The organism is Aquibium carbonis (assembly GCF_003970795.1).
GTDB classification, from domain to species: domain Bacteria; phylum Pseudomonadota; class Alphaproteobacteria; order Rhizobiales; family Rhizobiaceae; genus Aquibium; species Aquibium carbonis.
Window position 1 is genome coordinate 26,670 of record NZ_RWKW01000027.1, and the last position, 22,296, is coordinate 48,965.

Consider the following 22,296-nt stretch of genomic DNA (forward strand, 5'->3'; position numbering starts at 1 on the left):
GGGCCAAGGTCATCCATAGGACCCAACCATGGAGCCGGGTGTCATCGAAGTCCCAGGAGACGACGATCGATCGGATGTCGGCTGACGCCGACGATCCGGATGCCCGACCTTTCCATCGTGCCCGGGTTGAGGATGTAGTTCCACGCAAAGGGAACGAGCGCCGACGGCACCCGCATGGCCGGGCCGGGGGTGTTCTGGAGGAAATCCATCCCCAACGCCTGCGTGACGGCGTTCTGATCGGCCCAGTTTGTCGGCAGATCCGGTTGGACCACCGCCACGTCGTCCGGCAGATTGATCATCAGCAGTTGGAAACTGGCCGGAACATCTTCCGGGTCGACGTGAACGAGCATCTCCAAAAGCGTGGAAGACGGGTGATCTGCGCAGTAAACGACGGAAACGCCTTTTCGGTGCCATCGGCCATCGGCAAGGAAGCCGCCGCGACCCGAGAGGTCGGCATGGTTCGAAATCCGCCAGACGTGCATGGTCAGGCAAACAGACCGAAGTCGATGCGGTGCAGCTCGTCCTCGACGACGTGGGCGCCGGTCTCGGTTTCGAGGAGTTCGATCGGACGCGCGTCCTCGAGCGCTCGATTTTCCTTCCGCATCCAGCGTGCAAATTTTTCTTCGCTGGCAAAGACGCGTGTTCCGAGTTCCCAGACCCGCTCCACTCGCCGCACCCTGTCGGACTCGGCCGCCGACAGCATGTCGCCCTTTTGTCTGCGACGTGACAAGGTGCGCCGGGGTGCAACGATACGGTGGATTTCGGAATCGCTCACGCCAAGCCGGCGCAGGTGGTCGAGGCGCGCTACGGGTACCGTGAAATCGAGCGTCGTTTCTTTGCGTGCTGAAAACATGGACACCGCCATGACTCCCGACTGGCAACGCTTGAATGTAGTCGCGTTCCGCCGCACAGGCAACGCTCCCCCACAATCCCCTTTATTCCGCGCGGTTCGTCGTTTACATGGTGCGGCCATGACACCGAGCGCCGGCTTTCGCCCCTTCGCGATCCGAATTATCGGCCCGGCCATCCGGGCGGCCTGAGCCGCCGGACGGTCCGGGACATTCTTCGCGTGCGATGCGCACTTCCAGTTCGACCGACCCGGCCCGGCGCGGCGTCATGCCCCGGGCCAACCTGAATGGCGAGACCATGACCGACACAGCCGACACGCTCGACTATTCCAAGACGCTTTATCTGCCCAGGACCGATTTCCCGATGCGGGCGGGCCTGCCCGAGAAGGAGCCGCAGATCGTCGCCCGCTGGCAGGAGATGGGGCTCTACCGGCGACTGCGCGAGGACGCAAAGGGCCGGCCGCTCTACGTGCTGCACGACGGGCCGCCCTATGCCAACGGCAACATCCACATCGGCCATGCGCTGAACAAGATCCTGAAGGACGTCATCACCCGCTCGTTCCAGATGCGCGGCTTCGATTCGAACTATGTGCCGGGCTGGGACTGCCACGGCCTGCCGATCGAGTGGAAGATCGAGGAGAAATACCGCGCGGCGGGCAAGAACAAGGACGAGGTGCCGGTCAACGAGTTCCGCCGCGAGTGCCGCGAGTTCGCGCAGCACTGGATCTCGGTGCAGGCGGGCGAATTCAAGCGGCTCGGCGTCGAGGGCGATTTCGACAATCCCTACACGACGATGGCCTTCCATTCGGAGGCTCGCATCGCTGGCGAACTGTTGAAGTTCGCGATGAGCGACCAGCTCTATCGCGGCTCGAAGCCGGTGATGTGGAGCGTGGTCGAGCGCACCGCGCTGGCTGAAGCGGAGGTCGAGTATCACGACTATGAGAGTGATACGGTGTGGGTGAAGTTTCCGGTGGTGGATGACTCGATACACGATGCCGCGATCGGGAAGATCCGAGACAACGTCGCCGTGCTCGGCGGCGAGGCGCTGGGGGTCGAGCAACTCGAGACCTATGTCGAGGCACAGAGCCTGTCGGACGCCTCCGTCGTCATCTGGACCACCACGCCCTGGACCATGCCGGGCAACCGGGCCGTGGCTTTCTCGCCGCGCGTCGCCTACGGGCTCTACGAGGTGACGGCGGCGGAGAACGAGTTCGGTCCCCGGCCCGGCGAAAAGCTGATCTTCGCGGACGCGCTGGCGGAGGAGAGCTTCGCCAAGGCCAAGCTACAGTTCAAGAAACTGCGCTCGGTTTCGGCCGATGAACTCGCGGCGCTGACTCTGGCCCACCCGCTGCGCGGGCTCGGCGGTGGCTACGACTTCCCCGTCCCCATGCTCCCCGGTGACCACGTCACCGACGATGCCGGCACCGGCTTCGTCCACACCGCGCCCGGCCACGGCCGCGAGGACTTCGACGCCTGGATGGATGCGGCCAAGGATCTGCGAGCGCGCGGCATCGAAACGACGATCCCCTTCACCGTCGACGATGCCGGCTTCTTCACGAAGGATGCGCCGGGCTTCGGGCCGGATCGGCCGGGCGGGGCGGCGCGGGTGATCGACGACAACGGCAAGAAGGGCGACGCCAACAAGGTCGTCATCGAGGCGCTGATCGAGCGCGGCATGCTGTTTGCGCGCGGGCGGCTGAAGCACTCCTATCCGCATTCCTGGCGCTCCAAGAAGCCGGTGATCTTCCGCAACACGCCGCAATGGTTCGTCCACATGGACAAGGAACTGGGGGGCTACGGCCTTCCCCCGGAAGGCCGAGCATCCGACCGGACGCCGGGCGACGTTTCGCCCGCCAGCGCGGAGGCCCGCGAGCGGAGCGAGCGCTCGGCCGTGAGCGAAAACAAGCCCGACACGCTGCGCACCCGCGCGCTCGCCGCCATCGACGCCACGCGCTTCGTGCCGGCGGCCGGGCAGACGCGGCTGCGCGCCATGATCGAGGAGCGCCCCGACTGGGTGCTGTCGCGGCAGCGCGCCTGGGGCGTGCCGATCTGCGTGTTCGTCAGCGAGGATGGCGCCGTCCTGAAGGACGAGGCGGTGAACGCCCGCATTCTCGAAGCCTTCGAGCAGGAGGGCGCCGACGCCTGGTTCGCGGACGGCGCGCGCGACCGCTTCCTGGGCTCACGCGCGAACGAGCCGTGGACGATGGTCAGGGACATCCTCGACGTCTGGTTCGATTCGGGTTCCACCCACGCCTTCACGCTGGAGGATCGGCCCGACCTGAAATGGCCGGCCGACGTCTATCTCGAAGGCTCGGACCAGCATCGCGGCTGGTTCCATTCTTCGCTGCTCGAGGCCTGCGGCACGCGCGGCCGCGCGCCCTACGGCGCCGTCATCACCCATGGCTTCACCATGGACGAGGACGGACGCAAGATGTCGAAGTCGCTCGGCAACACCGTCGTGCCGCAGGACGTGATGGCCAAGTCCGGCGCCGACATTCTGCGCCTGTGGGTCATGACCACCGACTACTGGGAAGACCAGCGGCTCGGCAAGAACGTGCTGCAGACCAACATCGACGCCTACCGCAAGCTGCGCAACACCATCCGCTGGATGCTGGGCACGCTCGCGCATGACGAGGGCGAGCAGATCGCCCTGGCCGAGATGCCGGAGCTCGAGCGGCTGATGCTGCACCGGCTGGCCGAACTCGACCAGCTGGTGCGCAAGAGCTACGACGCCTTCGACTTCAAGCGGATCACCAAGTCGCTGATCGACTTCATGGTGGTCGACCTGTCGGCCTTCTACTTCGACGTGCGCAAGGACGCGCTCTATTGCGACGCCCCGTCGAGCGCCCGCCGCAAGGCGTCCATCGTGGTGGTGCGGCATCTGTTCGACTGCATGGTGACCTGGCTGGCGCCGATGCTGCCCTTCACCATGGAAGAAGCCTGGCTCGACCGCTACCCGCAGGCGACATCGGTGCATCTGGCGCAGTTCCCGCAGGTCCCGGCCGAATGGCGCGACGAGGCGCTCGCCCAGAAATGGCGCAAGATCAGGCAGGTGCGTCGCGTCGTCACCGGCGCGCTCGAACTGGAGCGCGCGCGAAAGACCATCGGTTCGTCGCTGGAAGCGGCGCCGATCGTCACCATCGCGGACGAGGCCCTGATGGCCGCGCTCGAGGGAACCGACATGGCCGAGATTGCCATCACCAGCGGCATATCGGTGCGCGCCGGCGAGGCGCCGGCCGAAGCGTTCACGCTCGATGACGTGGCGGGTGTCGGCGTGGTGTTCGCACGGGCCGGCGGCACCAAATGCGCGCGCTCATGGCGCTACACGGCCGATGTCGGCACCGATCCGGAGTTCCCGGACGTGTCCGCGCGCGATGCCGCCGCGCTGAAGGAACTCAAGGCGTTGGGGCGCATCTGAGGCGTCGGAGGGCGGCGGCCTCGCGCCGTCGCCCTGTCGGCCGGGCTCGCCTGCATTGCCGTTGCGGGTCGGTTGCTATACAGGACGTTCACGCTCCTGCGTCATCTTGTTGCCGGATTTTCGACCCAACTGTCGGCAACGGCGACGTCGGGAATCGTTCGGCCGTCGGGAAAGGCAAGCATCGTATGAAGTCTGGCGTTACACACGCGCTTCGCAGAAACGCGCCGCAGGGCGTGGTTCTTGCCGTGGCGATCGCATCCTTGTCGGGTTGCATGGGCTCGCCCACCTACGGCACCGGCAAGCCCGCCGACCAGCAGCTTCTCGAAGACATCACCGGGGTGCTGTCTCTCGCACCCAAGAACGACCAGCGCATCGAGTACAAGCCGCGTCCCGAACTGGTGAAGCCTGCGTCGCTTACCACCCTGCCGCCGCCGCAGGACAGCGTGATCAACACGTCGAGCACCGAGTGGCCCGAATCGCCGGAGCAGCGCCGGGCACGCATTCGCGCCGAGGCGACCGCCAATCGCGACAATCTGGATTTCTCGCCGGAAGTGGTCGACACCCGCACGGCCGCCGCGTCGACCGTCGTGCGCAATGCGCGCGGCGACGTGGTCGACACCTTCAACGGCAACGGAAAGCAGACCCGCGAGGAGTTCAATCGTCGCCTCGCGGAGAACAAGCAGGGCAGCGCCACGTCGCGCCGCTACCTCAGCGAACCGCCGACCGAGTATCGCAAGCCCGTCGAGACGGCGCCGGTCGGCGACGTCGGCGAGGAAGAATGGCGCAAGGAGCAGCGCCGCAAGGCCGCGGCCGGTGGCGGCAGCACGTTCAGCTGGCGCAACCTCATTCCCGGCTTCTGATCGCTCAGCCCTCGCGGCGACGGTCGCGGAAGAAGTCGCGCAGGATCGACGCGGCCTCCCGCTCGCCGATTCCCGGATACACGTCCGGCGCGTGGTGGCAGGTCGGCGACGCGAAAAAGCGGGCCCCATTGACGACAGCGCCGCCCTTCGGGTCGTCCGCGCCGAAGTAAAGGCGGCGGACGCGCGCGAAGGAGATTGCAGCCGCGCACATTGCGCAGGGCTCCAACGTCACGTAGAGATCGGCCGAACCGATGCGCTCCGAGCCTGCTTTGGCGCAGGCTTGGCGGATCGCGAGAATTTCGGCATGGGCGGTCGGATCGGCAAGTTCGCGGGTCCTGTTGCCCGCTCGGGCGACGATGAGGCCGTCGACCACCACGACCGCGCCGACCGGCACTTCGCCGCGTTCGGCGGCGGCGCGGGCTTCGATCATTGCTTCACCCATGAAATCCGGGCGTTTCACCGCTCATCCTTCCAGACAATTCCACTCGCGCCGGGCTGGCGTTGCTGTTAGTTAGCCGCGCGGAAAGGCAAAGGCCACATGGACGACGATACAAACGACAAGCGCGGCAGGGGGCCTCGCGGCGGCGACGCGCCCCGCAAGGGACCAGGCAAGCCGCGCGCGGATCGACCGGCGGGCGGTGGCGCGAAGACGTCGTCGTTCGGCGGTGCCCCGAGGAGCGATGCACGGCCGAGGCGCTTCGATGGCGACAGGCCCGGCGGTGCGGCCGGCGAGAGCAAGCCCTATCGCGGGAAGAGCCCGGCCGGCGGCAAGCCGTTTCGTGCTGATGGCCCGTCGGCGGGAGGCAAGCCCTACCGCCCGCGCGGTGCCGAAGGCGATGCCAGGCCCTATCGCGCCCGCAAGCCGGAGGGCGAGGCGGGTTCGGCGGAGCGCCCGGCGCGCCGGTTCGATCGCGACGATGCGCGTCCCGGCGGCGACCGTCCGCGCAAACCTTTCGTGAAGCGTGCTCCGGCGGGCGATGCGCCGGCCGGCGAGCGTCCCGCCCGTCGTTTCGACGGCGACAAGCCGCGCGGTGCACCCGGCGAGGGCAAGCCCTATCGTTCCAGGGCGCCCGGCGAGGGCAAGCCGTTTCGTGCCGATGGCCCGTCGGCGGGAGGCAAGCCTTTCCGCCCGCGCGGCGCCGAAGGCGATGCCAAGCCCTATCGCGCTCGCAAGCCGGAGGGCGAGGCGGGTTCGACGGAGCGCCCCGCGCGCCGGTTCGATCGCGACGAGACGCGTTCGGGCGGCGACCGCCCGCGCAAGCCCTTCGTCAAGCGCACCCAGGATGGCGACGCACCCGCCGGCGCCCGTCCGGAGCGTCGCTTCGACGGCGACCGCAAGCCGCGCGAGGATCGCGGCGATCGGCAGTTCCGGACCGACAAGCCGTTCCGCGCCGCCAAGCCCGGCTTCCGGGAGCGCCCGGCGCGGGACGCCCGCCCGGATGGACGCGGCAGCGATCGGTCGTCGGCTCCCGCCGAGGAGAGCGGCGCCGTGCCCGAGCGCATCGCCAAGCGGCTGGCGCGTGCCGGCGTCGCATCGCGCCGCGATGCGGAGTCGCTGGTGGCCGATGGTCGCGTCGCGGTGAACGGCCAGGTGCTGACCAGCCCCGCGTTCAACGTCGTCGCGGCGGACAGGATCACCATCGACGGCAAGCCGATCCCCGAGATCGAGCGCACGCGCCTGTTCCTGTTCCACAAGCCCGGCGGCCTGGTGACCACCAATCGCGACCCGGAAGGTCGGCCGACCATCTTCGAGGCGCTGCCCGACGAGTTGCCGCGCCTGATCACGGTCGGACGCCTCGACATCAACACCGAAGGCCTGCTGCTGCTCACCAACGACGGCGGGCTCGCGCGTCTGCTGGAGCTGCCGGCGACCGGCTGGCTGCGCCGCTACCGCGTGCGTGTCCACGGGCACGTCGACGAGAAGCAGCTGGCCTCGCTGCGCGACGGCGTGGCGGTGGACGGCGTGTTCTATGGCGCCATCGAGGCGACGCTCGACCGCGAGCAGGGCTCCAACGCCTGGCTGACGATCGGACTGCGCGAAGGCAAGAACCGCGAGGTGAAGAACATCCTGGCCTCGCTCGGCCTCGACGTGAACCGGCTCATCCGCATCTCCTACGGCCCGTTCCAGCTCGGCGATCTCGCCGAAGGCGCGGTGCAGGAGATCAAGGGCCGCATGCTGCGTGACCAGCTCGGCGAGCGACTGATCGAGGAGGCGGGCGCCAATTTCGACGCGCCGGTCACCACGCCCTTCACCAACAAGCCGACGGTCGCGCCGCGCCGCGAAGCCGATCCCGAGCATGCCGAGCGCGGCAGCTCCCGCTCCGAGCCAGGCGAAGGCGGGCTGATCAAGAACCGCAAGCGCGACCGCGAGGCGCATCGCGAAAACGTGCTCGGCCGCTTGCAGACGGCCAGGCCGTCCTTCGGCGGCAAGAAGCGCGAGAACCGCGAGGAGCGCGAGGAGAAGGCCTATCAGCCGCCTCGCGCGCGCTCGTCCAACGTCTGGATGGCGCCGGGCGCCCGTCCGCAAGGCAAGAAGAACGAGGCCGAGGCGGAAGCCGATGCCGCGCCGAAACGGTCGGCGGGACCGCGCAAGGGCCAGGCCGGCCCGCGCAAGGCGCCGGTCGGCACGCGAAACGCGCCGACGCGCAACGGTCCCGGCAAGGGTCCGACGGGTGGCGCCGGGCGCGGCCCGCGCAAGCCGCGCCGGGACGACTGAGCGATGCGGATCGTCGGGGGAGCGTTTCGCGGCCGCGCGCTGGCGACGCCGAAAAGCCAGGCGATCCGCCCGACGACCGACCGCACCCGCGAAGCCGTCTTCAACGTGCTGTCGCATCGCCATGGCGACCGGCTCGAAGGCGCGCGCGTGCTCGATCTCTTCGCCGGCACAGGCGCGCTGGGGCTCGAAGCCATCTCGCGCGGTGCGTCGCACTGCCTGTTCATCGAAGAAAGCGCGGAGGGTCGCGGCCTGCTGCGCGACAACATCGAGGCGTTCGGCCTTCAGGGCCGCACGAAGATCTTCCGCCGCGATGCCACCGCGCTCGGCACCGCAGGCACGATCGCGCCGTTCGATCTCGTCTTCGCCGATCCGCCCTATGGCAAGGGGCTCGGCGAAAGCGCGCTCGCCTCGGCGCGCGCGGGCGGCTGGCTGAAACCCGGCGCGCTGTGTGTCGTCGAGGAAGCGGCCTCGGCGTCCTTCCGGGCGGTGGAAGGCTTCGGGATCGTCGACGAACGTCATTATGGCGACACGATCGTCCGCTTCATCGAGGCCGACTGAGGCTTTCGCCTGGGTCGATCCGATTCGGCCTCGGCCGCATTACGGATAATTCATCCGCCTCGCGCTTCACAGACGAGGCTTGCCGCACCACTTTGGCGGCAGCAACAATCCGAGGTGATTGCGAATGCACGACACACGCTACCGCGCGCGAGGACGTCGGGTTCTTCCGGCATTGCTGGTCGCCCTTGTGGCGGGCGCCGCTTCGCTTTCCCCGGCCGCGGCGACGGCCGTCCAGCTGTCCGCCACGCAACAGCCGTCCAGCGAGGTGTCGAGCTTCACGCTCGACAACGGATTGCAGGTGGTGGTGATTCCCGACCGCCGCGCACCGGTGGTCACCCACATGCTCTGGTACAAGGTCGGCAGCGCCGACGAGGATCCGGGCAAGTCCGGGATCGCGCATTTTCTCGAGCACCTGATGTTCAAGGGGACCGAAAGCAATCCGGCGGGCGTGTTCTCGCGCAGGATCGCGGAGATCGGCGGACGGGAAAATGCTTTCACCTCCTACGACTATACCGCCTATTTCCAGCAGGTCACTCCGGATGCGCTTCGTTCCATGATGGCGTTCGAGGCCGACCGCATGACCAACCTCATCCTGACGGACGAGGTCGTCGCCCCCGAGCGCGAGGTGGTGATCGAGGAGCGAAACTCGCGCGTGGAAAGCGAGCCCCGCTCGCTGCTCGGCGAGGAGTTCGACGCCACGCTCTACCAGAACCATCCCTATCGCATTCCGGTGATCGGCTGGATGCACGAGATCGAGCAGTTGAACCGCGCCGATGCGATCGAGTTCTACCAGCGCTTCTACGCCCCCAACAACGCGGTCCTCATCGTGGCCGGCGATGTCGAGGCCGAGGCGGTCCGGCAGCTCGCCGAGGAGACCTATGGCGCCGTGCCGCGCGGACCCGACCTGCCGCCGCGCCTGCGCCCCAGCGAACCCGAGCAGAACACGGCCCGCACCGTGACGCTGACCGACCCGCGCGTGTCCACGCCGAGCTTTCGCAAGGGATGGATCGTGCCGTCCTACACCACGGCCGAAAAGGGCGAGGCCGAGGCGCTCGACCTCCTTTCGGAGATTCTCGGCGGCGGCCCGCGCTCGCGCGCCTACGAGGCGCTGGTGGTGGAACAGGGCATCGCCTCTTCGGCGGGCGCCTGGTACCAGTCGGGCGCGCTCGACGCGACCAGCTTCCAGATCTACGCCTCGCCACGCGGGGAGGCGACCCTCGAGGACGTCGAGAAGGCGATGGACGCCGAGATCAGGCGCATCGCGGACGACGGCGTCACCGAGGCCGAGCTGGCCGCCGCCAAGAAGCGATACGTGCGCAGCATGATCTTCGCGCGCGACAACCAGAGCGGCATGGCGCGGATCTATGGCTCGACGCTGACAACCGGCGGGACGATCGAGGACATCGCCAGCTGGCCGGATCGGATCGAGGCCGTCACGGCCGAACAGGTACAGGAGGCCGCGCGCCGGCATCTCGACTTCAACCGCGCGGTGACGGGCTATCTGCTTCCGGCCGCAGGAGACCGCTCATGATGTTTCCCGCCGCCGCAGCCCCCGCAACGGACATCGTCATGAAACCCGTCTTCGCCGCTCTCGTCGCGCTGTCCTTCACCGCCCCGATGATGATGGTCGCGCCCGCGCAGGCGGCGGTCACGATCCAGGAGGTCACCAGCGACAGCGGCGTCACCGCCTGGCTGGTCGAGGACTACACCGTGCCGATCATCGCGGTGAACTTCGCCTTCGAAGGCGGCAGCACGCAGGACCCCGTCGGCAAGGAGGGCCTGGCCCAGCTCATGAGCGGCCTCTTCGACGAGGGCGCGGGCGACATGCCGCGCGCGGCGTTCCAGGAGGCGCTGGACCTGTCCGGCGCCGAGATGTCGTTCAACGTCAGCCCGGACGCCTTCTACGGGTCGTTGCGCACCCTGGCGGACGATCGCGCCGAGGCATTCCGGCTCCTCCAGCTCGCCGTCAACCAGCCGCGCTTCGACGCCGAGCCGCTGGCGCGCATCCGCGCCCAGATGGTCGCGGGTATCGAGGCGCGCGCCAACGATCCCGACCAGGCGGCGTCCATCGCCTGGGCGAACGCCATCTATGGCGACCATCCCTATTCGCGCCGCAGCGAGGGCACGCCCGAAACGCTGGCGACGATCACCCGGGACGATCTGGAGGCGCTGCACCGCGCCTTGTTCGCCCGTGGCAATCTCGTCGTCGGCGTGGTCGGGGCCATCGACGCGGAGACGCTCAAGGCCGAGCTCGACCGGACCTTCGGCGCGCTGCCCGAAAGCCCGGACATGCGGCCCATCGAACGCGTCGAGCCGAAGCTCGACCAGTTCATCGGCGTCTCGTTCCCGGTGCCGCAGGCAAGCCTCAGGCTGGCCTTTCCGGGCGTCGAGCGGGACGATCCGCGCTTCTTCGCCGCCTACATGATGAACCATGTCCTGGGTGGTGGCACGTTTTCGTCGCGGCTGTTCGACGAGGTGCGCGACCGGCGCGGTCTGGCCTACGGTGTCGGCTCGTCGCTGGCCAACCGGGACCACTCCTCCGCCTTGATCATCGGCACCTCGACCCGGGCCGACCGGGCCGGCGAAGCCTTGCAGGTGATCCGCGACGTCATCGCGCGCATGGCCGCCGAGGGGCCGACCGAGCAGGAACTCGCCGATGCCAAGGCCTATATCGTCGGAAGCTACGCGATCAACAATCTCGATTCATCCGCTGCGATCGCCCGCACGCTGGTCCAGTTGCAGATGGACGACCTCGGGATCGACTACATCGAGCGGCGCGGCGACCTCATCGGGGCGGTGACGCTCGACGAGGTCAAGGCGGCCGCACGCGACTTGCTGTCGGTGGAGCCGGCGATCATGATCCTGGGACCGGATGCGGCGGCCAACGTCCGCTAGTCCGATTCCGACATCTGCATCCCGCCGGGCTAAGCGCCGGCGCCGATGTCGGACGCAAAGGACCATCAACAAGTTCAAGGCTCCGCTGGAGCTTTGAGCCCGATACTGGACCAGTGGCTCGCGGCGAACCGGACTCGAGTGTCACACTCGCTCGAACAGGGCGCTTGCCGGAAGGACGATGTCGATGCACGGACATGTTTCCGTTTCGAGAATGGCCTCTGCCGGGCCGACGGTGGCCATCGCCTTCGGAGGCGGTGGCGCACGCGGCCTTGCGCATATCCATGCCATCGAAGCGCTCGACGAACTGGGGATCCGCCCGGCCGCCATCGCCGGCTCGTCCATCGGCGCGATCATCGGCGCCGGGATGGCCGCTGGCATGAGCGGGCGGGACATTCACCGCTACGCCCATTCGATCCTCAGCCGCCGCGCGGAGGTCGCGGCGCGGATGTGGCGGGCCCGACCCGGCACGTTCTCGGAGTTCATGGACGGCGGGTTCCGGCTCACCCAGTTCAACATCGAGCGCATTCTCGGCGCCTTCCTGCCGGCCGCGATCCCGCAGACCTTCGAGGAGCTGGAGATTCCGCTCTTCGTGACGGCGGTGGATTTCTACCGGCACGAGCAGGTGATCTTCAGCGAAGGCGGGCTGTCTTCGGCGATCGCCGCCTCTGCCGCCATCCCGGCCGTGTTCCGCCCCGTCCGGCGTGAGGGACGCATTCTGATCGACGGCGGCATCTGCAATCCGGTGCCTTTCGACCTCATAGAGGGGAAGGCCGACATCACCATCGCCATCGACGTGGTCGGCATGCCGACGCCCAACAACCACCGTATCCTCAACTCGCTCGAGCTGGTCTTCGGCTCCACGCAGCTGATGATGCAGTCGATCATCCAGATGAAGTTGAAAACCTGCCGGCCGACGATCTTCCTCCGTCCGCCGGTATCGCGCTTCCGCGTCCTCGACTTCCTGCGCATGGAGGCGATCATGGCCCAGACGGCGCCGCTGAAGGACGAGCTGAAGCGGGCCATCGAGGCGGCGTTCCTCGCCCACGACGCGCTGGAGCACGCCTGAACCTCAGTCGAGCATGGTCGAGGCCTTGCCGGTCGAGAAGGGCGAATGCGATGCCGGCGGCGGTCCGGGCAGCGGTGGCCCGGGCGGGGCGCGATCGGCCACGTCCCGCACGATCCGGAAGCACCAGATCAGGGCGGCGATGCCGAACATCACGGAACCCAGCGCCCATCCGCCGATGACGCCCGATGCGCCGTAGTGGTGCGCGCCGATCCAGACGAAGGGAATGGTGCCCAGCGTGGCGCGGCCCCAGTTGAAGATCGTCGAATAGCCCGGATAGCCGAGATTGTTGAACGCCGCATTCGCCACGAACAGCGCGCCGTTGAACAGGAAGCTGCCGGCGGCAAACAGGCAGAAGAACTCGATCAGGTCGCGCGCCGCCGCGGTCGCCCCGAACAGGTCTGCGATCTGGTGCCTGAAGATGGCCAGCAGCGCCCAGGCAGCGATGACATAGGCCAGCGTGACCAGCAGGCTGTCGCGCATCACCGACATCAGCCTGTCGTAGCGGCGCGCGCCGTAGTTCTGGCCGAGAATCGGTCCGACCGCGCCGGACAGCGCGAAGATCACGCCGAAGGCGACCGGGACCAGCCGCCCGATGATGGCCCAGCCGGCGACCGCATCGTCGCCGAAGCGTGCGATCTCGGCGGTCACGTAGGCGTTTCCGACCGGCGTCGCCAGTTGTGTGGCGACAGCGGGAAGGCCGATGACGAAGAAGGGCCGGGCCGCGTTGCGCAGCCGCGCGAGGTTCGGCCATGCCACCAGCCGGTGCACCACCATGGCGCCATGCAGGCCGACCACCACCATCAAGACGCGCGCCAGGACGGTGGATATCGCCGCGCCGTCGAGCCCCAGCCCGAAGCCGAAGATCAGGATCGGATCGAGGATCGCGGCGGCGAAGCCGCTCGACAGCGTCACGTACATGGAGCGACGCGCGTCGCCGGCGCCGCGCATGATCCCGGTCGTGCACATGCCCACCGCGACCAGGGCCGAAGACGGAAGCACGATCTGCATGAAGCGGGTGGCGAGCTCGAGCGTCTGCCCGGTGGCGCCCAGCAGCGCCAGCAGCGGGTGCAGGAAGGGCCAGACGATCGCCGACAACACCGCCAGCGTGAGCGCCATGATGACGATCGCCGCGCCGCCCATGGCGGCCGCATCTTCCCGGCTGCCGCGCCCCAGCGCCCGCGACACCAGAGCCGACGTCGCGATGGTGAAGCCGATCGCCACCGAGACGGTGAAGAACATCAGCGTGGCGGAGAAGCCGATCGCGGCGGCGAGTTCCTTCACGCCGAGCAGGGAGATGTAGAACAGGTTCAGCGCGTCGACGAGGAAGATGGCGATCAGCCCGATCGAACCGGTGGCCGTCATCACGACGACATGGCGCAGCGTCGAGCCGGTGGTGAACTTGGCCGGCGCCGGCCCGGCGGGGCTTGCGGATGGGGTGCTCACGTCGTCTCCTGATGTCGATGCCGCATGGAGTGCATCAGCTGCGCGCAGGTTCGGTCTCGTCGGGCCCGTCGGGCAGGCGGTCGATGCGCCGGCCCTCGCGCTTCGGCCTGACCAGCGGTTCGGGGAACGAGAGCGAGATGCCCGGATCCTTCAGGCCCGCCGCCTGGATCGACAGGCGTTCCTCGTCCCGGTGCCGCACGTCGTCGACGATGTCGGCCGCCGTCTCCTCCTCGATCCCGACCGCCTGGAGGGTCATCCTGCCGAACAGCAGGCCGGACTCCAGCGTCTCGCGGATCTCGTACTCGACGTCCCGCGCCCGCAAGGACAGGGTGTGGTCGCGGTCGTAGGAGCGGACGAACAGGCGCACATGCGGGAACTCGCTCTGAATCAGGTTGACGATCTGGTCCGTCCCTTCGCGGCCATGGGTGCACACCGCGACGATGCGGGCCTCGCGGATGCCCGCCGCTTCGAGGACGTCCTTGCGGCGGCCGTCGCCGAAATAGATGCGGAAGCCGAACTTCTCCACCGCCCGCACGCGGTTGGCCGAATGGTCGATGATCGTGACCCGGGCGCCGCCCGACAGGAGAACCTGCGAGGCGATCTGGCCGAAACGGGAGAAGCCGATCATCAGGACGTCGGAACCCGCGCCTTCGAAGTCCTCCTCCATGGTCTCTTCCTTCTCGGCGGGGATCAGGAAGCGCCCGAGTGACACCGCGAGCGGCGTGGCGACCATCGTGACGGTGATCACGGCGATCAGCAGCGACGAAAGCTCGGGCGGCAGGAGGACCGCCGCGGTGGCGGCCGAGAAGATGACGAAGCCGAACTCGCCGCCCTGCGGCAGGAGCAGCGCGACCCGCACGGCGTCGGCATGCGTGGACCCGAAGGCCCGGCAGAGCCCATGGCAGATCACCGCCTTCACCAGCATCAGCACCGGCACCGCGACCAGGATGGTGAGCCATTCGGCCAGGACGATGTCGATGTCGAGCGACAGCCCGACCGCCATGAAGAAGACGGCGAGCAGGATGCCGCGGAAGGGCTCGATGCTGGTCTCGAGTTCGTGGCGGTAGGATGATTCGGCCAGCATGACGCCGGCCACGAAGGCGCCCATGGCCATCGACAGGCCGACGGACTGCATCAGCGTGGCCGCGCCGAGCACGACGAAGAGCGCGGCGGCGATCATCGCCTCGCGCGCGCCGGTGTTGGCGATGACGCGAAACAACGGGTTGAGCAGGTAGCGTCCGGTCGCGATCAGGGCCGCGATGGCGCCGACCGCGAAGGCGAAATGGCGAAAGCCGAACTCGCTGCCGTCTTCCGTGCCGGGTGCCAGCAAGGGCACGAGCGCCAGCAGCGGCACGATCGCCAGGTCCTGGAACAACAGGATGGAGAACGCGGTCTGGCCGTAGCGCTGGTTGGTGCCCTGGCTCTCGTCGAGCAGCTGAAGCGCGAAGGCGGTCGAGGAGAGCGCGAGGGTCATGCCGATGATCGTCGCCTGTTCCCAGCCAAGGCCCGCCGCCAGGCGCACGAGGCCGGTCAGCACGAGGCCGGTCACGATCACCTGCGCGGCGCCGAGGCCGAAGATGTCGCGGCGCATGGCCCACAATCGGCTCGGCTTCAGCTCCAGTCCGATCACGAAGAGCAGCAGCACGACCCCCAGCTCGCCGAAATCGAGCAGGTCCTCGCCGCCGATGATGAGCGTGGCGATCGGGCCGAGGACGATGCCTGCGGCGATGTAGCCCAGAACCGTCGCCATGCCGATGCGTTTGAAGATCGGCGCGGAGACGGCGACCGCGCCGAGCAGGATCAGGATTTCCGTGAACTGGGCACCGTGTTCCGTCGCCATCCGTCTCTCCGGGCAGGTCCGTGTGCCGCGCCATTGCCGGCCACCCATTGCACAGTCCCGTCCGGAGCCATAGATGGTCCAGCAGACGGGCCGGCGCGCCGCGCCCGAAACGTCATAGCCGAGGCGGCACCCCAACCGGAACTATTGCATGTCCCTGAACACAGACAAACTCACCGATCTCGTCGGCTCGCTGGTGGACGCGGCCCGCCGCGCCGGCGCGGACGAGGCCGACGCGGTCGTCGCTCGCGGCCGTTCGACCAGCGTGTCCGTGCGTCTCGGCAAGGTGGAATCCACCGAGGCGTCCGAAGGCGACAGCCTCTCGCTGCGCGTTTTCGTCGGCAAGCGCGTGGCGAGCGTCTCGGCGACCATCGATTCCGACGTGAATGCGCTGGCGCAGCGCGCGGTGGCGATGGCGAAGGTGTCGCCGGAAGATCCCTATCAGGGCCTCGCGGATCCGGACCTCCTGGTGAAGGGCGTGGCCGACCTCGACCTGTTCGACGCGACCGAGGTCTCGGCGGAACGGTTGCGCCAGGACGCGCTCGCCGCCGAGGCGGCGGCGATGGACGTCCAGGGCGTCACCAATTCGAGCGGTTCCGGCGCCAGCGCGGGGCTCGGCGGAATGGTGCTTGCCACGTCGGCCGGATTTCTCGGCCACTACGTCGGCTCGCGCTTCTCGCGCTCCGTCAGCGTCATTGCGGGCGAGGGCACGGGCATGGAGCGCGACTACGACTTCTCCTCGCGCCTGTTCTTCGACGAGCTCGATGCGCCCGAGGCGATCGGCCGGCGCGCCGGCGAACGTGCGGTGCGGCGTCTGGGCGCGCGCAAGGTCAAGAGCGGCCCGGTGACGGTGGTCTACGATCCGCGGGTCGCGCGCGGCATCGCCGGGCATCTCGCATCCGCCATCAACGGCGCATCGGTCGCGCGCAAGACGAGCTTTCTGCGCGACCGGATGGGCAAGCCCATCGCGTCGGCCTCGATCACCGTCACCGACGACCCGAAGAAGCGTCGCGGCACCGCGTCGCGGCCCTTCGACGGCGAGGGAGTGGCCGGCGAGGCGCTCACCATGGTCGACCAGGGCGTCCTCCAGCACTGGTTCCTGTCCACCTCCACGGCGCGCGAACTCGGGCTCGTCACCAACGGGCGCGGTGCGCGGTCGGGAACGTCGGTCAACCCGACCTCGACCAATCTCGCGATCGAGCCGGGCGAAGCGAGCCCGCAGGACCTGATCGCCGGCCTTCCCAGCGGCTTCTACGTCACCGAGGTGTTCGGCCAGGGGGTCAACATGATCACCGGCGAATACAGCCGCGGTGCGTCCGGCTTCTGGATCGAGAACGGCGCGCTGGCCTATCCCGTGTCCGAGGTGACGATCGCCTCGAACCTGAAGGACATGTTCATGGCCATGACGCCGGCCAGCGACATCGACCGGACGTTCGGAACAGCGGCGCCGACCCTTCTCGTCGAAGGAATGACCCTTGCCGGAAGCTGACGCCGCGCGCAACGCCGCCGATCTCGACCTCATCCTGACGGCCGCCCGCCAGGCGGGCGACATCGCCATGGGCTATTTCGGCCGCAAGCCCGAGGTGTGGCTGAAGGCGGGTAGCTCACCCGTCAGCGAAGCCGACTTCGCGGTGGACCGATTCCTGCGCGACAGCCTTTCGGCGGCGCGCCCCGCCTATGGCTGGCTGTCGGAGGAAACGGCCGACACACCGGAGCGGCTCGGCGCCGAGCGCACCTTCGTCGTCGATCCGATCGACGGCACCCGCGCCTTCATCGACGGGCGCGACACCTGGTGCGTCAGCATCGCCGTGGTGGAGCAGGGGGTGCCGGTGGCGGGCGTTCTGGCCTGTCCGGCCCTGAAGGAGACCTACTGGGCGGCCTCGACCGGCCCGGCCTTTCTCGACGGCGAGCCGATCTCCGTGCGCAGCGACGGCGGCCGGCCGAAGGTCGGCGGCCCGAAGGCGATCTTCAACATGCTGCCCGACGCGTTGCGGGATCGCTTCCTCATCACGCCCTACGTGCCCTCGCTCGCCTATCGGCTGGCGCTGCTGGCGCGGGGCGGCCTCGATGCCGCCCTCGTCAAGCCCGATTCGCATGATTGGGATCTCGCTGCCGCCGATCTCATCCTGCGGCAGGCGGGCGGACAGGTCGTGGACGAACACGGACGGACGCTCCGCTACGCAGGCGAGCATGTCCGCCACCAGATGCTCGTCGCCGGCAGCGGCGCACTGCTGGCGGAAATCCTCGAGGCCTTCGCCGCCAGGCGGCTCGCGCCGGTTTCCAACACCGGCGGAATGGTCTAATCAGGCTCGGCTCAAACCACATCAGCGGATTGGAACATGACAGAAAACGCCGAAGGCAAGCAACTCTTGCACCTCGTGTTCGGCGGCGAGCTGCAGTCGCTCGGCGAGGTCCGCTTCCGCAACCTCGACGAGCTCGACATCGTCGGCATCTTTCCCGATTACCGATCGGCCCAGACGGCCTGGCGCGCCAGGGCGCAGGCGACCGTCGACAACGCCCACATGCGCTATTTCATCGTCCATCTGCATCGCCTGCTGGATCCCGACGCCGACATGACGCCAAAAGTCGGCGGGGCCTGATGACGGACGTGCCTCCCTTGCTCGCCGCCGGCAACACCGGCGGACGGAGAAAGTCCCGATCCGCCAGGCCGGGTCCGTTGAAGGCGCTCTGGCGCAAGATCCGAACCCCTCTGGCCGAATCGCGCTTCGTCGCCGATGCGGTGGCGTTCGCGCTGGCCCAGACGCTCCGGTTCATCTTCGTCACCAATCGCACGGTGCCGGGATCGGACAGCCTGGACGATGCCTATGCGCAGTTCGCACCGGGAATCGCGGCGTTCTGGCATGGCCAGCACCTCATGGCGCCGTGCCTGAAGCCGCGTTCGCTCAAGATGGCGGCGCTGTTTTCGAAAAGCCGGGATGCCGAGCTCAATGCGCGCGTGGCGGAGCGGTTCGGCTTCGAGACGGTGCGCGGCTCGGGCGGCCGCGCAAACACCCACAACGCCGACAAGGGCGGTGCACGCGCCCTCATCATGCTGAAGCGCCTGCTCGACACGGGTCGCTCGGTGGCGATGATCGCCGACATTCCGCACGGCACGCCGCGCGACGCCGGGCTGGGCATCGTCATGCTGGCCAAGTTCTCGGGCCGGCCGGTTGTGCCGGTCGCGCTGGCCACGAGCCGGCGCAAGGTCATCGAATCGAGCTGGGACAAGACCACCATCAATCTGCCCTTCGGGCGCAAGGCGGTCATCGTCGGCGAACCCGTCTACGTGCCCGCGGACGCCGACGAGGCGATGCTCGAGCAGAAGCGGCGGGAGGTGACCGAAAGCCTCGACGCAGCCACGCGGAAGGCCTACGGGCTGGTCGATCGGTCGTCATGAGCGAACGCTGGGCACGTGCCATGCTGACGGCCTATCGCTTCGCCGGAGCGGCGGCCTACCCGTTCGTGGGCGGCTACATCGCCTGGCGCACGACGCGGGGCAAGGAAGAGCGGTCGCGCCGCCGCGAACGCTATGGCTTTGCCGTGGTCAAGCGTCCGCCCGGGCCGCTTGTCTGGATCCATGCGGCGAGCGTGGGCGAATCCTATGCGGTCATTCCGCTGGTCCGGCGCATTTCGGGCTTCGACATCAACGTGGTGTTCACGACGGGCACCGTCACGTCGGCGCAGATCGTCCAGTCGCGCTTCGACGAGAGGGTGCTGCACCAATATGTGCCGCTCGACCTGAAGCCGGCGGTGAGCCGCTTCCTCGACCACTGGAAGCCCGACCTCGCCATCATCGCCGAGTCCGAAATCTGGCCGATGACCATTTTGGAACTCGGCGCGCGGCGCGTGCCGCAGGTGCTGGTCAACGGGCGTCTGTCGGACCGGTCCTTCGAAGCCTGGACCAAGCGCGCCTTTCTGGCCGAAGCCCTGTTCGAGAACCTGTCCCACGTGGTCGCGCAGTCGGAGATCGACGGTGAGCGGTTCCGCCAGCTCGGCGCACGGCCGGTCACGGTCTCGGGCAATCTCAAGGTCGATACCGATCCTCCGGCCGTCAACGAGCGGGAGTTGCGCCTGCTGCGTTCGCAGATCGGGCGTCGACCGACATGGGCGGCCATCTCCACCCACGACGGCGAGGAAGCGATCGCCATCGAGGTGCATCGGCTCCTGAAGCGGCGCTACCCCGACCTTTTGACGATCATCGTCCCGCGTCATCCCGAGCGAACCGAAGGCCTGCTCGGCGCCTTTTCTGCCGCCGGTCTCATGGTGGCGCGCCACAGCCTGGGCGAGCCGGTGGAGCCGGAGGTCGACATTCTCATCGGCGACACGATCGGCGACATGGGGCTTTACCTCCGTGTCACCGAGATCGCCTTCGTCGGCCGGTCGCTCACGGCGGAAGGCGGACAGAACCCGCTGGAGCCCGCCATCCTGGAAACGGCGATCCTCGCAGGCCGCAACGTCCAGAATTTCCGGGATTCCTATGAACGGCTGATCGAGCGCGGCGGTGCGCGCCTCGTCGCCGATCGCGACATGCTGGCGGGCGCGGTGAACTTCCTGCTCGCAAACGAAGACAAGCGGCATGAGATGATCGCGGCCGCGCTGGCCACGGTCAACGAGATGCGCGGCGCGCTCCCCGCCACGCTGAAGGCGCTGGAGCCCTACATCAATCCGCTGATCGTCAAGGCGCGTCTCGACGAAGGCGCGAGGCGCTGACGGGATGACGAGCGAGGCGCCGCCCTTCTGGTGGGAAACCGCGGACTGGCGGGCCTGGGCGCTCTGGCCGGCATCGGCGATCTACGGCTTCGTCGCCGCACGGCGGATGATCGGCGCCCGGCGCGAAGCGCTCGACCTGCCGGTCCTGTGCGTTGGAAACTTCACCGTCGGCGGCGCGGGAAAGACACCGACCGTGGTGGCGCTGGCGGCGGAGGCACGGCGCCTCGGCCTCAAGCCGGGTGTCCTGTCGCGCGGCTATGGCGGCAGCGTCTCGGAACCCCACCTCGTCGACGTCCATCACGATACGGCACGCCATGTCGGCGACGAACCGATGCTGATTGCCCAGCACGCGCCCGTGGCGGTGTCGCCGGACCGGGCGGCTGGCGCGCGCATCCTGATCCGGCTGGGCTGCGACTTCCTCCTCATGGACGACGGTTTCCAGAGCGCGCGGGTCCATTTCGACCAGGCTTTGCTGGTCATCGACGCCGCAAGGGGGCTCGGCAACGGCCATGTCATTCCCGGCGGGCCGATGCGAGCGCCGCTGCTGAGCCAGATTCGCTTCGCCGATGCCATCCTGGCGATCGGAATCGGTGCGGGCGCCGAGGAGACCGTCCGCAAGGCGGCCCGTGCCGGCCGGCCGGTCCATCGCGCGCGGGTGAAGCCGCGCGACGCAGCCCGGATCGCCGGCAAGCAACTTCTGGCTTTCGCGGGAATCGGCGATCCCTCGAAATTCTTCGCCACCGTCGAGGAGGCCGGGGGCACGATCGCCGCCCGGCGCGTGTTCGGCGACCATCACCCGTTCACCGATGCCGAAATCGCAGAGTTGTCGGCCGAAGCCGATCAGGCGGGGCTCATGCTGGTCACCACCGAGAAGGACGCCATGCGCCTGAAGACCGGCACCCAGGCCGCGCGCGCGCTGGCCGAAAAGACGACGACGCTGCCGATCGATCTCGTTTTCGACGATCTCCAGGTGCCTCGGCGGCTGATCGAAGACACGGTCAAGGCGTTCGAGAAGCGACGGTTCGGCGTTGCCAAGAAACGGTAGCCCGGCGGCTCGCGGCTTGGGTCAGCCGCGTCGGCGCAGTTCGGGATTGGCTTCGATCTCGCGGGCCAGCGAGACGGCTGCGCTGACATAGGCTTCCTGGCGGGCGACGGACCAGTATTTCAGCTCGTCCAGCGGGATCGATTCGCCGGTGACCGCGCAGCGCACGAAGGCGCCCGGGCTGGCGACCTGAAAGTCCCCGTCCAGATATCTCAGTCGGGCTTCCCTCGCGCCGGGGCCTTCGAACCTGTTCATCGCTCTCTCACTCGTCGCGCCCTTAGCGCCACAAATCCTTCGCCCGGTCAAGCTTCGGACATCGCATGCGCTCGTCAACGACGGCCGAACAGGCGCTCGATGTCGGTGAGCTTCAGTTCGATGTAGGTCGGACGCCCGTGGTTGCAGGTCCCGGAGCCGGGCGTCGCTTCCATCTGGCGCAGCAGGGCGTTCATCTCCTCCGGCCGCAGCCGGCGGCCCGAACGCACGGAGCCATGGCAGGCCATGGTGGCTGCGATGGCGTCGAGGCGCCCCTTCAGTCCGTCGGCCGAATCGGTGTCGGCGATCTCGTCGGCGAGGTCGCGCACGAGGCCCTGCACGTCGGTCTCGCCCAGCATGGCCGGAGTCTCGCGCACCGCCACGGCGCCGGGCCCGAAGCGTTCGAGGCCAAGGCCGAAGCGGGCGAGCGTGCCGGCATGGGCGGCCAGCCGCTCGGCGTCCTCCTCGGGAAGGTCGACGATTTCCGGCAGGAGCAGCATCTGCGCGGGCAGGGGGCGTGCGTGGATCGCCTGCTTCAGCGCCTCGTAGACCAGGCGTTCATGGGCGGCGTGCTGGTCGACGATCACCAGCGAATCCTCCGTCTGGGCGACGATGTAGTTGGCATGGACCTGCGCGCGGGCGGCGCCGAGC

At 68.3% G+C, this 22,296-nt stretch carries 20 protein-coding genes; 13 read left to right on the plus strand and 7 right to left on the minus strand.

Features of this window, described 5'->3' with window-relative positions; translation table 11 throughout:
- Positions 1-41 precede the first annotated feature (41 nt).
- Both EJC49_RS07655 and parS read right to left on the minus strand, forming a co-directional pair.
- A complete protein-coding gene (locus tag EJC49_RS07655; protein WP_126698926.1) occupies positions 42-482 on the minus strand; it encodes an RES family NAD+ phosphorylase in 441 nt (146 codons plus the stop codon).
- A 2-nt stretch (positions 483-484) separates the two neighbouring features.
- The gene (gene parS, locus EJC49_RS07660; protein ID WP_245453313.1) at positions 485-865 is read right to left on the minus strand and encodes a type II RES/Xre toxin-antitoxin system antitoxin; all 381 of its coding nucleotides are present in this window, start codon (positions 863-865) and stop codon (positions 485-487) included.
- A gap of 281 nt (positions 866-1,146) precedes the next feature.
- Between parS and ileS the strand changes: the two genes are divergently transcribed.
- Positions 1,147-4,266 carry an isoleucine--tRNA ligase gene (gene ileS, locus EJC49_RS07665; RefSeq protein ID WP_126698928.1) on the plus strand — a complete coding sequence of 1,040 codons (3,120 nt, stop codon included), beginning with the start codon at positions 1,147-1,149 and terminating at the stop codon, positions 4,264-4,266.
- A gap of 185 nt (positions 4,267-4,451) precedes the next feature.
- Positions 4,452-5,126 (plus strand): hypothetical protein, encoded by a 675-nt coding sequence (locus EJC49_RS07670; protein ID WP_126698930.1) that lies wholly within the window; start codon positions 4,452-4,454, stop codon positions 5,124-5,126.
- Positions 5,127-5,130: 4 nt separating this feature from the next.
- On the opposite strand, the gene EJC49_RS07675 is transcribed toward EJC49_RS07670, so the two are convergent.
- Positions 5,131-5,586: a nucleoside deaminase gene (locus EJC49_RS07675; protein WP_126698932.1), complete on the minus strand. Its 456-nt coding sequence runs from the start codon at positions 5,584-5,586 to the stop codon at positions 5,131-5,133.
- 78 nt (positions 5,587-5,664) lie between these two features.
- Here EJC49_RS07675 and EJC49_RS07680 point away from each other — a divergent pair, with 78 nt between their 5' ends.
- The 5 genes from EJC49_RS07680 to EJC49_RS07700 all read left to right on the plus strand — a co-directional run bounded on the left by EJC49_RS07680 (position 5,665) and on the right by EJC49_RS07700 (position 12,361).
- Complete coding sequence (locus EJC49_RS07680; protein WP_126698934.1) at positions 5,665-7,842, plus strand: pseudouridine synthase; 2,178 nt, start codon at positions 5,665-5,667, stop codon at positions 7,840-7,842.
- 3 nt (positions 7,843-7,845) lie between these two features.
- The gene (gene rsmD / locus EJC49_RS07685) at positions 7,846-8,400 is read left to right on the plus strand and encodes a 16S rRNA (guanine(966)-N(2))-methyltransferase RsmD (protein WP_126698936.1); all 555 of its coding nucleotides are present in this window, start codon (positions 7,846-7,848) and stop codon (positions 8,398-8,400) included.
- A gap of 124 nt (positions 8,401-8,524) precedes the next feature.
- On the plus strand, positions 8,525-9,931 hold the full coding sequence (locus EJC49_RS07690) for a M16 family metallopeptidase (protein ID WP_126698938.1): 1,407 nt from the start codon (positions 8,525-8,527) through the stop codon (positions 9,929-9,931).
- The gene (locus tag EJC49_RS07695; protein WP_126698961.1) at positions 9,931-11,295 is read left to right on the plus strand and encodes a M16 family metallopeptidase; all 1,365 of its coding nucleotides are present in this window, start codon (positions 9,931-9,933) and stop codon (positions 11,293-11,295) included. Before EJC49_RS07690 ends, EJC49_RS07695 begins: the two co-directional genes overlap by 1 nt.
- Positions 11,296-11,479: 184 nt before the next feature.
- The gene (locus EJC49_RS07700; RefSeq protein WP_245453314.1) at positions 11,480-12,361 is read left to right on the plus strand and encodes a patatin-like phospholipase family protein; all 882 of its coding nucleotides are present in this window, start codon (positions 11,480-11,482) and stop codon (positions 12,359-12,361) included.
- A gap of 3 nt (positions 12,362-12,364) precedes the next feature.
- Here EJC49_RS07700 and EJC49_RS07705 read toward each other — a convergent pair whose 3' ends face one another.
- The gene (locus EJC49_RS07705; protein WP_342635349.1) at positions 12,365-13,804 is read right to left on the minus strand and encodes an MATE family efflux transporter; all 1,440 of its coding nucleotides are present in this window, start codon (positions 13,802-13,804) and stop codon (positions 12,365-12,367) included.
- 34 nt (positions 13,805-13,838) lie between these two features.
- Positions 13,839-15,644: a monovalent cation:proton antiporter-2 (CPA2) family protein gene (locus EJC49_RS07710; RefSeq protein WP_126698940.1), complete on the minus strand. Its 1,806-nt coding sequence runs from the start codon at positions 15,642-15,644 to the stop codon at positions 13,839-13,841.
- A gap of 148 nt (positions 15,645-15,792) precedes the next feature.
- Between EJC49_RS07710 and EJC49_RS07715 the strand changes: the two genes are divergently transcribed.
- The 6 genes from EJC49_RS07715 to lpxK are packed head-to-tail and all read left to right on the plus strand — an operon-like array spanning position 15,793 to position 21,396.
- The gene (locus EJC49_RS07715; RefSeq protein ID WP_126698942.1) at positions 15,793-17,130 is read left to right on the plus strand and encodes a TldD/PmbA family protein; all 1,338 of its coding nucleotides are present in this window, start codon (positions 15,793-15,795) and stop codon (positions 17,128-17,130) included.
- Positions 17,117-17,944, plus strand: a complete 828-nt coding sequence (locus EJC49_RS07720) for a 3'(2'),5'-bisphosphate nucleotidase CysQ (RefSeq protein WP_126698944.1) — start codon at positions 17,117-17,119, stop codon at positions 17,942-17,944. Before EJC49_RS07715 ends, EJC49_RS07720 begins: the two co-directional genes overlap by 14 nt.
- Before the next feature lie 36 nt (positions 17,945-17,980).
- A complete protein-coding gene (locus EJC49_RS07725; RefSeq protein WP_126698945.1) occupies positions 17,981-18,241 on the plus strand; it encodes a DUF4170 domain-containing protein in 261 nt (86 codons plus the stop codon).
- Complete coding sequence (locus EJC49_RS07730) at positions 18,241-19,038, plus strand: lysophospholipid acyltransferase family protein (protein ID WP_126698947.1); 798 nt, start codon at positions 18,241-18,243, stop codon at positions 19,036-19,038. The genes EJC49_RS07725 and EJC49_RS07730 overlap by 1 nt, the downstream gene beginning before the upstream one ends.
- Positions 19,035-20,351 carry a lipid IV(A) 3-deoxy-D-manno-octulosonic acid transferase gene (gene waaA, locus EJC49_RS07735; protein WP_126698949.1) on the plus strand — a complete coding sequence of 439 codons (1,317 nt, stop codon included), beginning with the start codon at positions 19,035-19,037 and terminating at the stop codon, positions 20,349-20,351. The genes EJC49_RS07730 and waaA overlap by 4 nt, the downstream gene beginning before the upstream one ends.
- A gap of 4 nt (positions 20,352-20,355) precedes the next feature.
- On the plus strand, positions 20,356-21,396 hold the full coding sequence (gene lpxK, locus EJC49_RS07740) for a tetraacyldisaccharide 4'-kinase (RefSeq protein ID WP_126698951.1): 1,041 nt from the start codon (positions 20,356-20,358) through the stop codon (positions 21,394-21,396).
- A gap of 21 nt (positions 21,397-21,417) precedes the next feature.
- Here the strand turns inward: lpxK and EJC49_RS07745 are convergent, their stop codons facing one another.
- Positions 21,418-21,648, minus strand: coding sequence for a DUF2093 domain-containing protein (locus EJC49_RS07745; RefSeq protein ID WP_126698953.1), 231 nt, complete (start codon positions 21,646-21,648; stop codon positions 21,418-21,420).
- Positions 21,649-21,722: 74 nt separating this feature from the next.
- Positions 21,723-22,296: DNA mismatch repair MutL family protein (locus EJC49_RS07750; protein ID WP_483458062.1), on the minus strand; the 574-nt coding region annotated here is incomplete at its 5' end.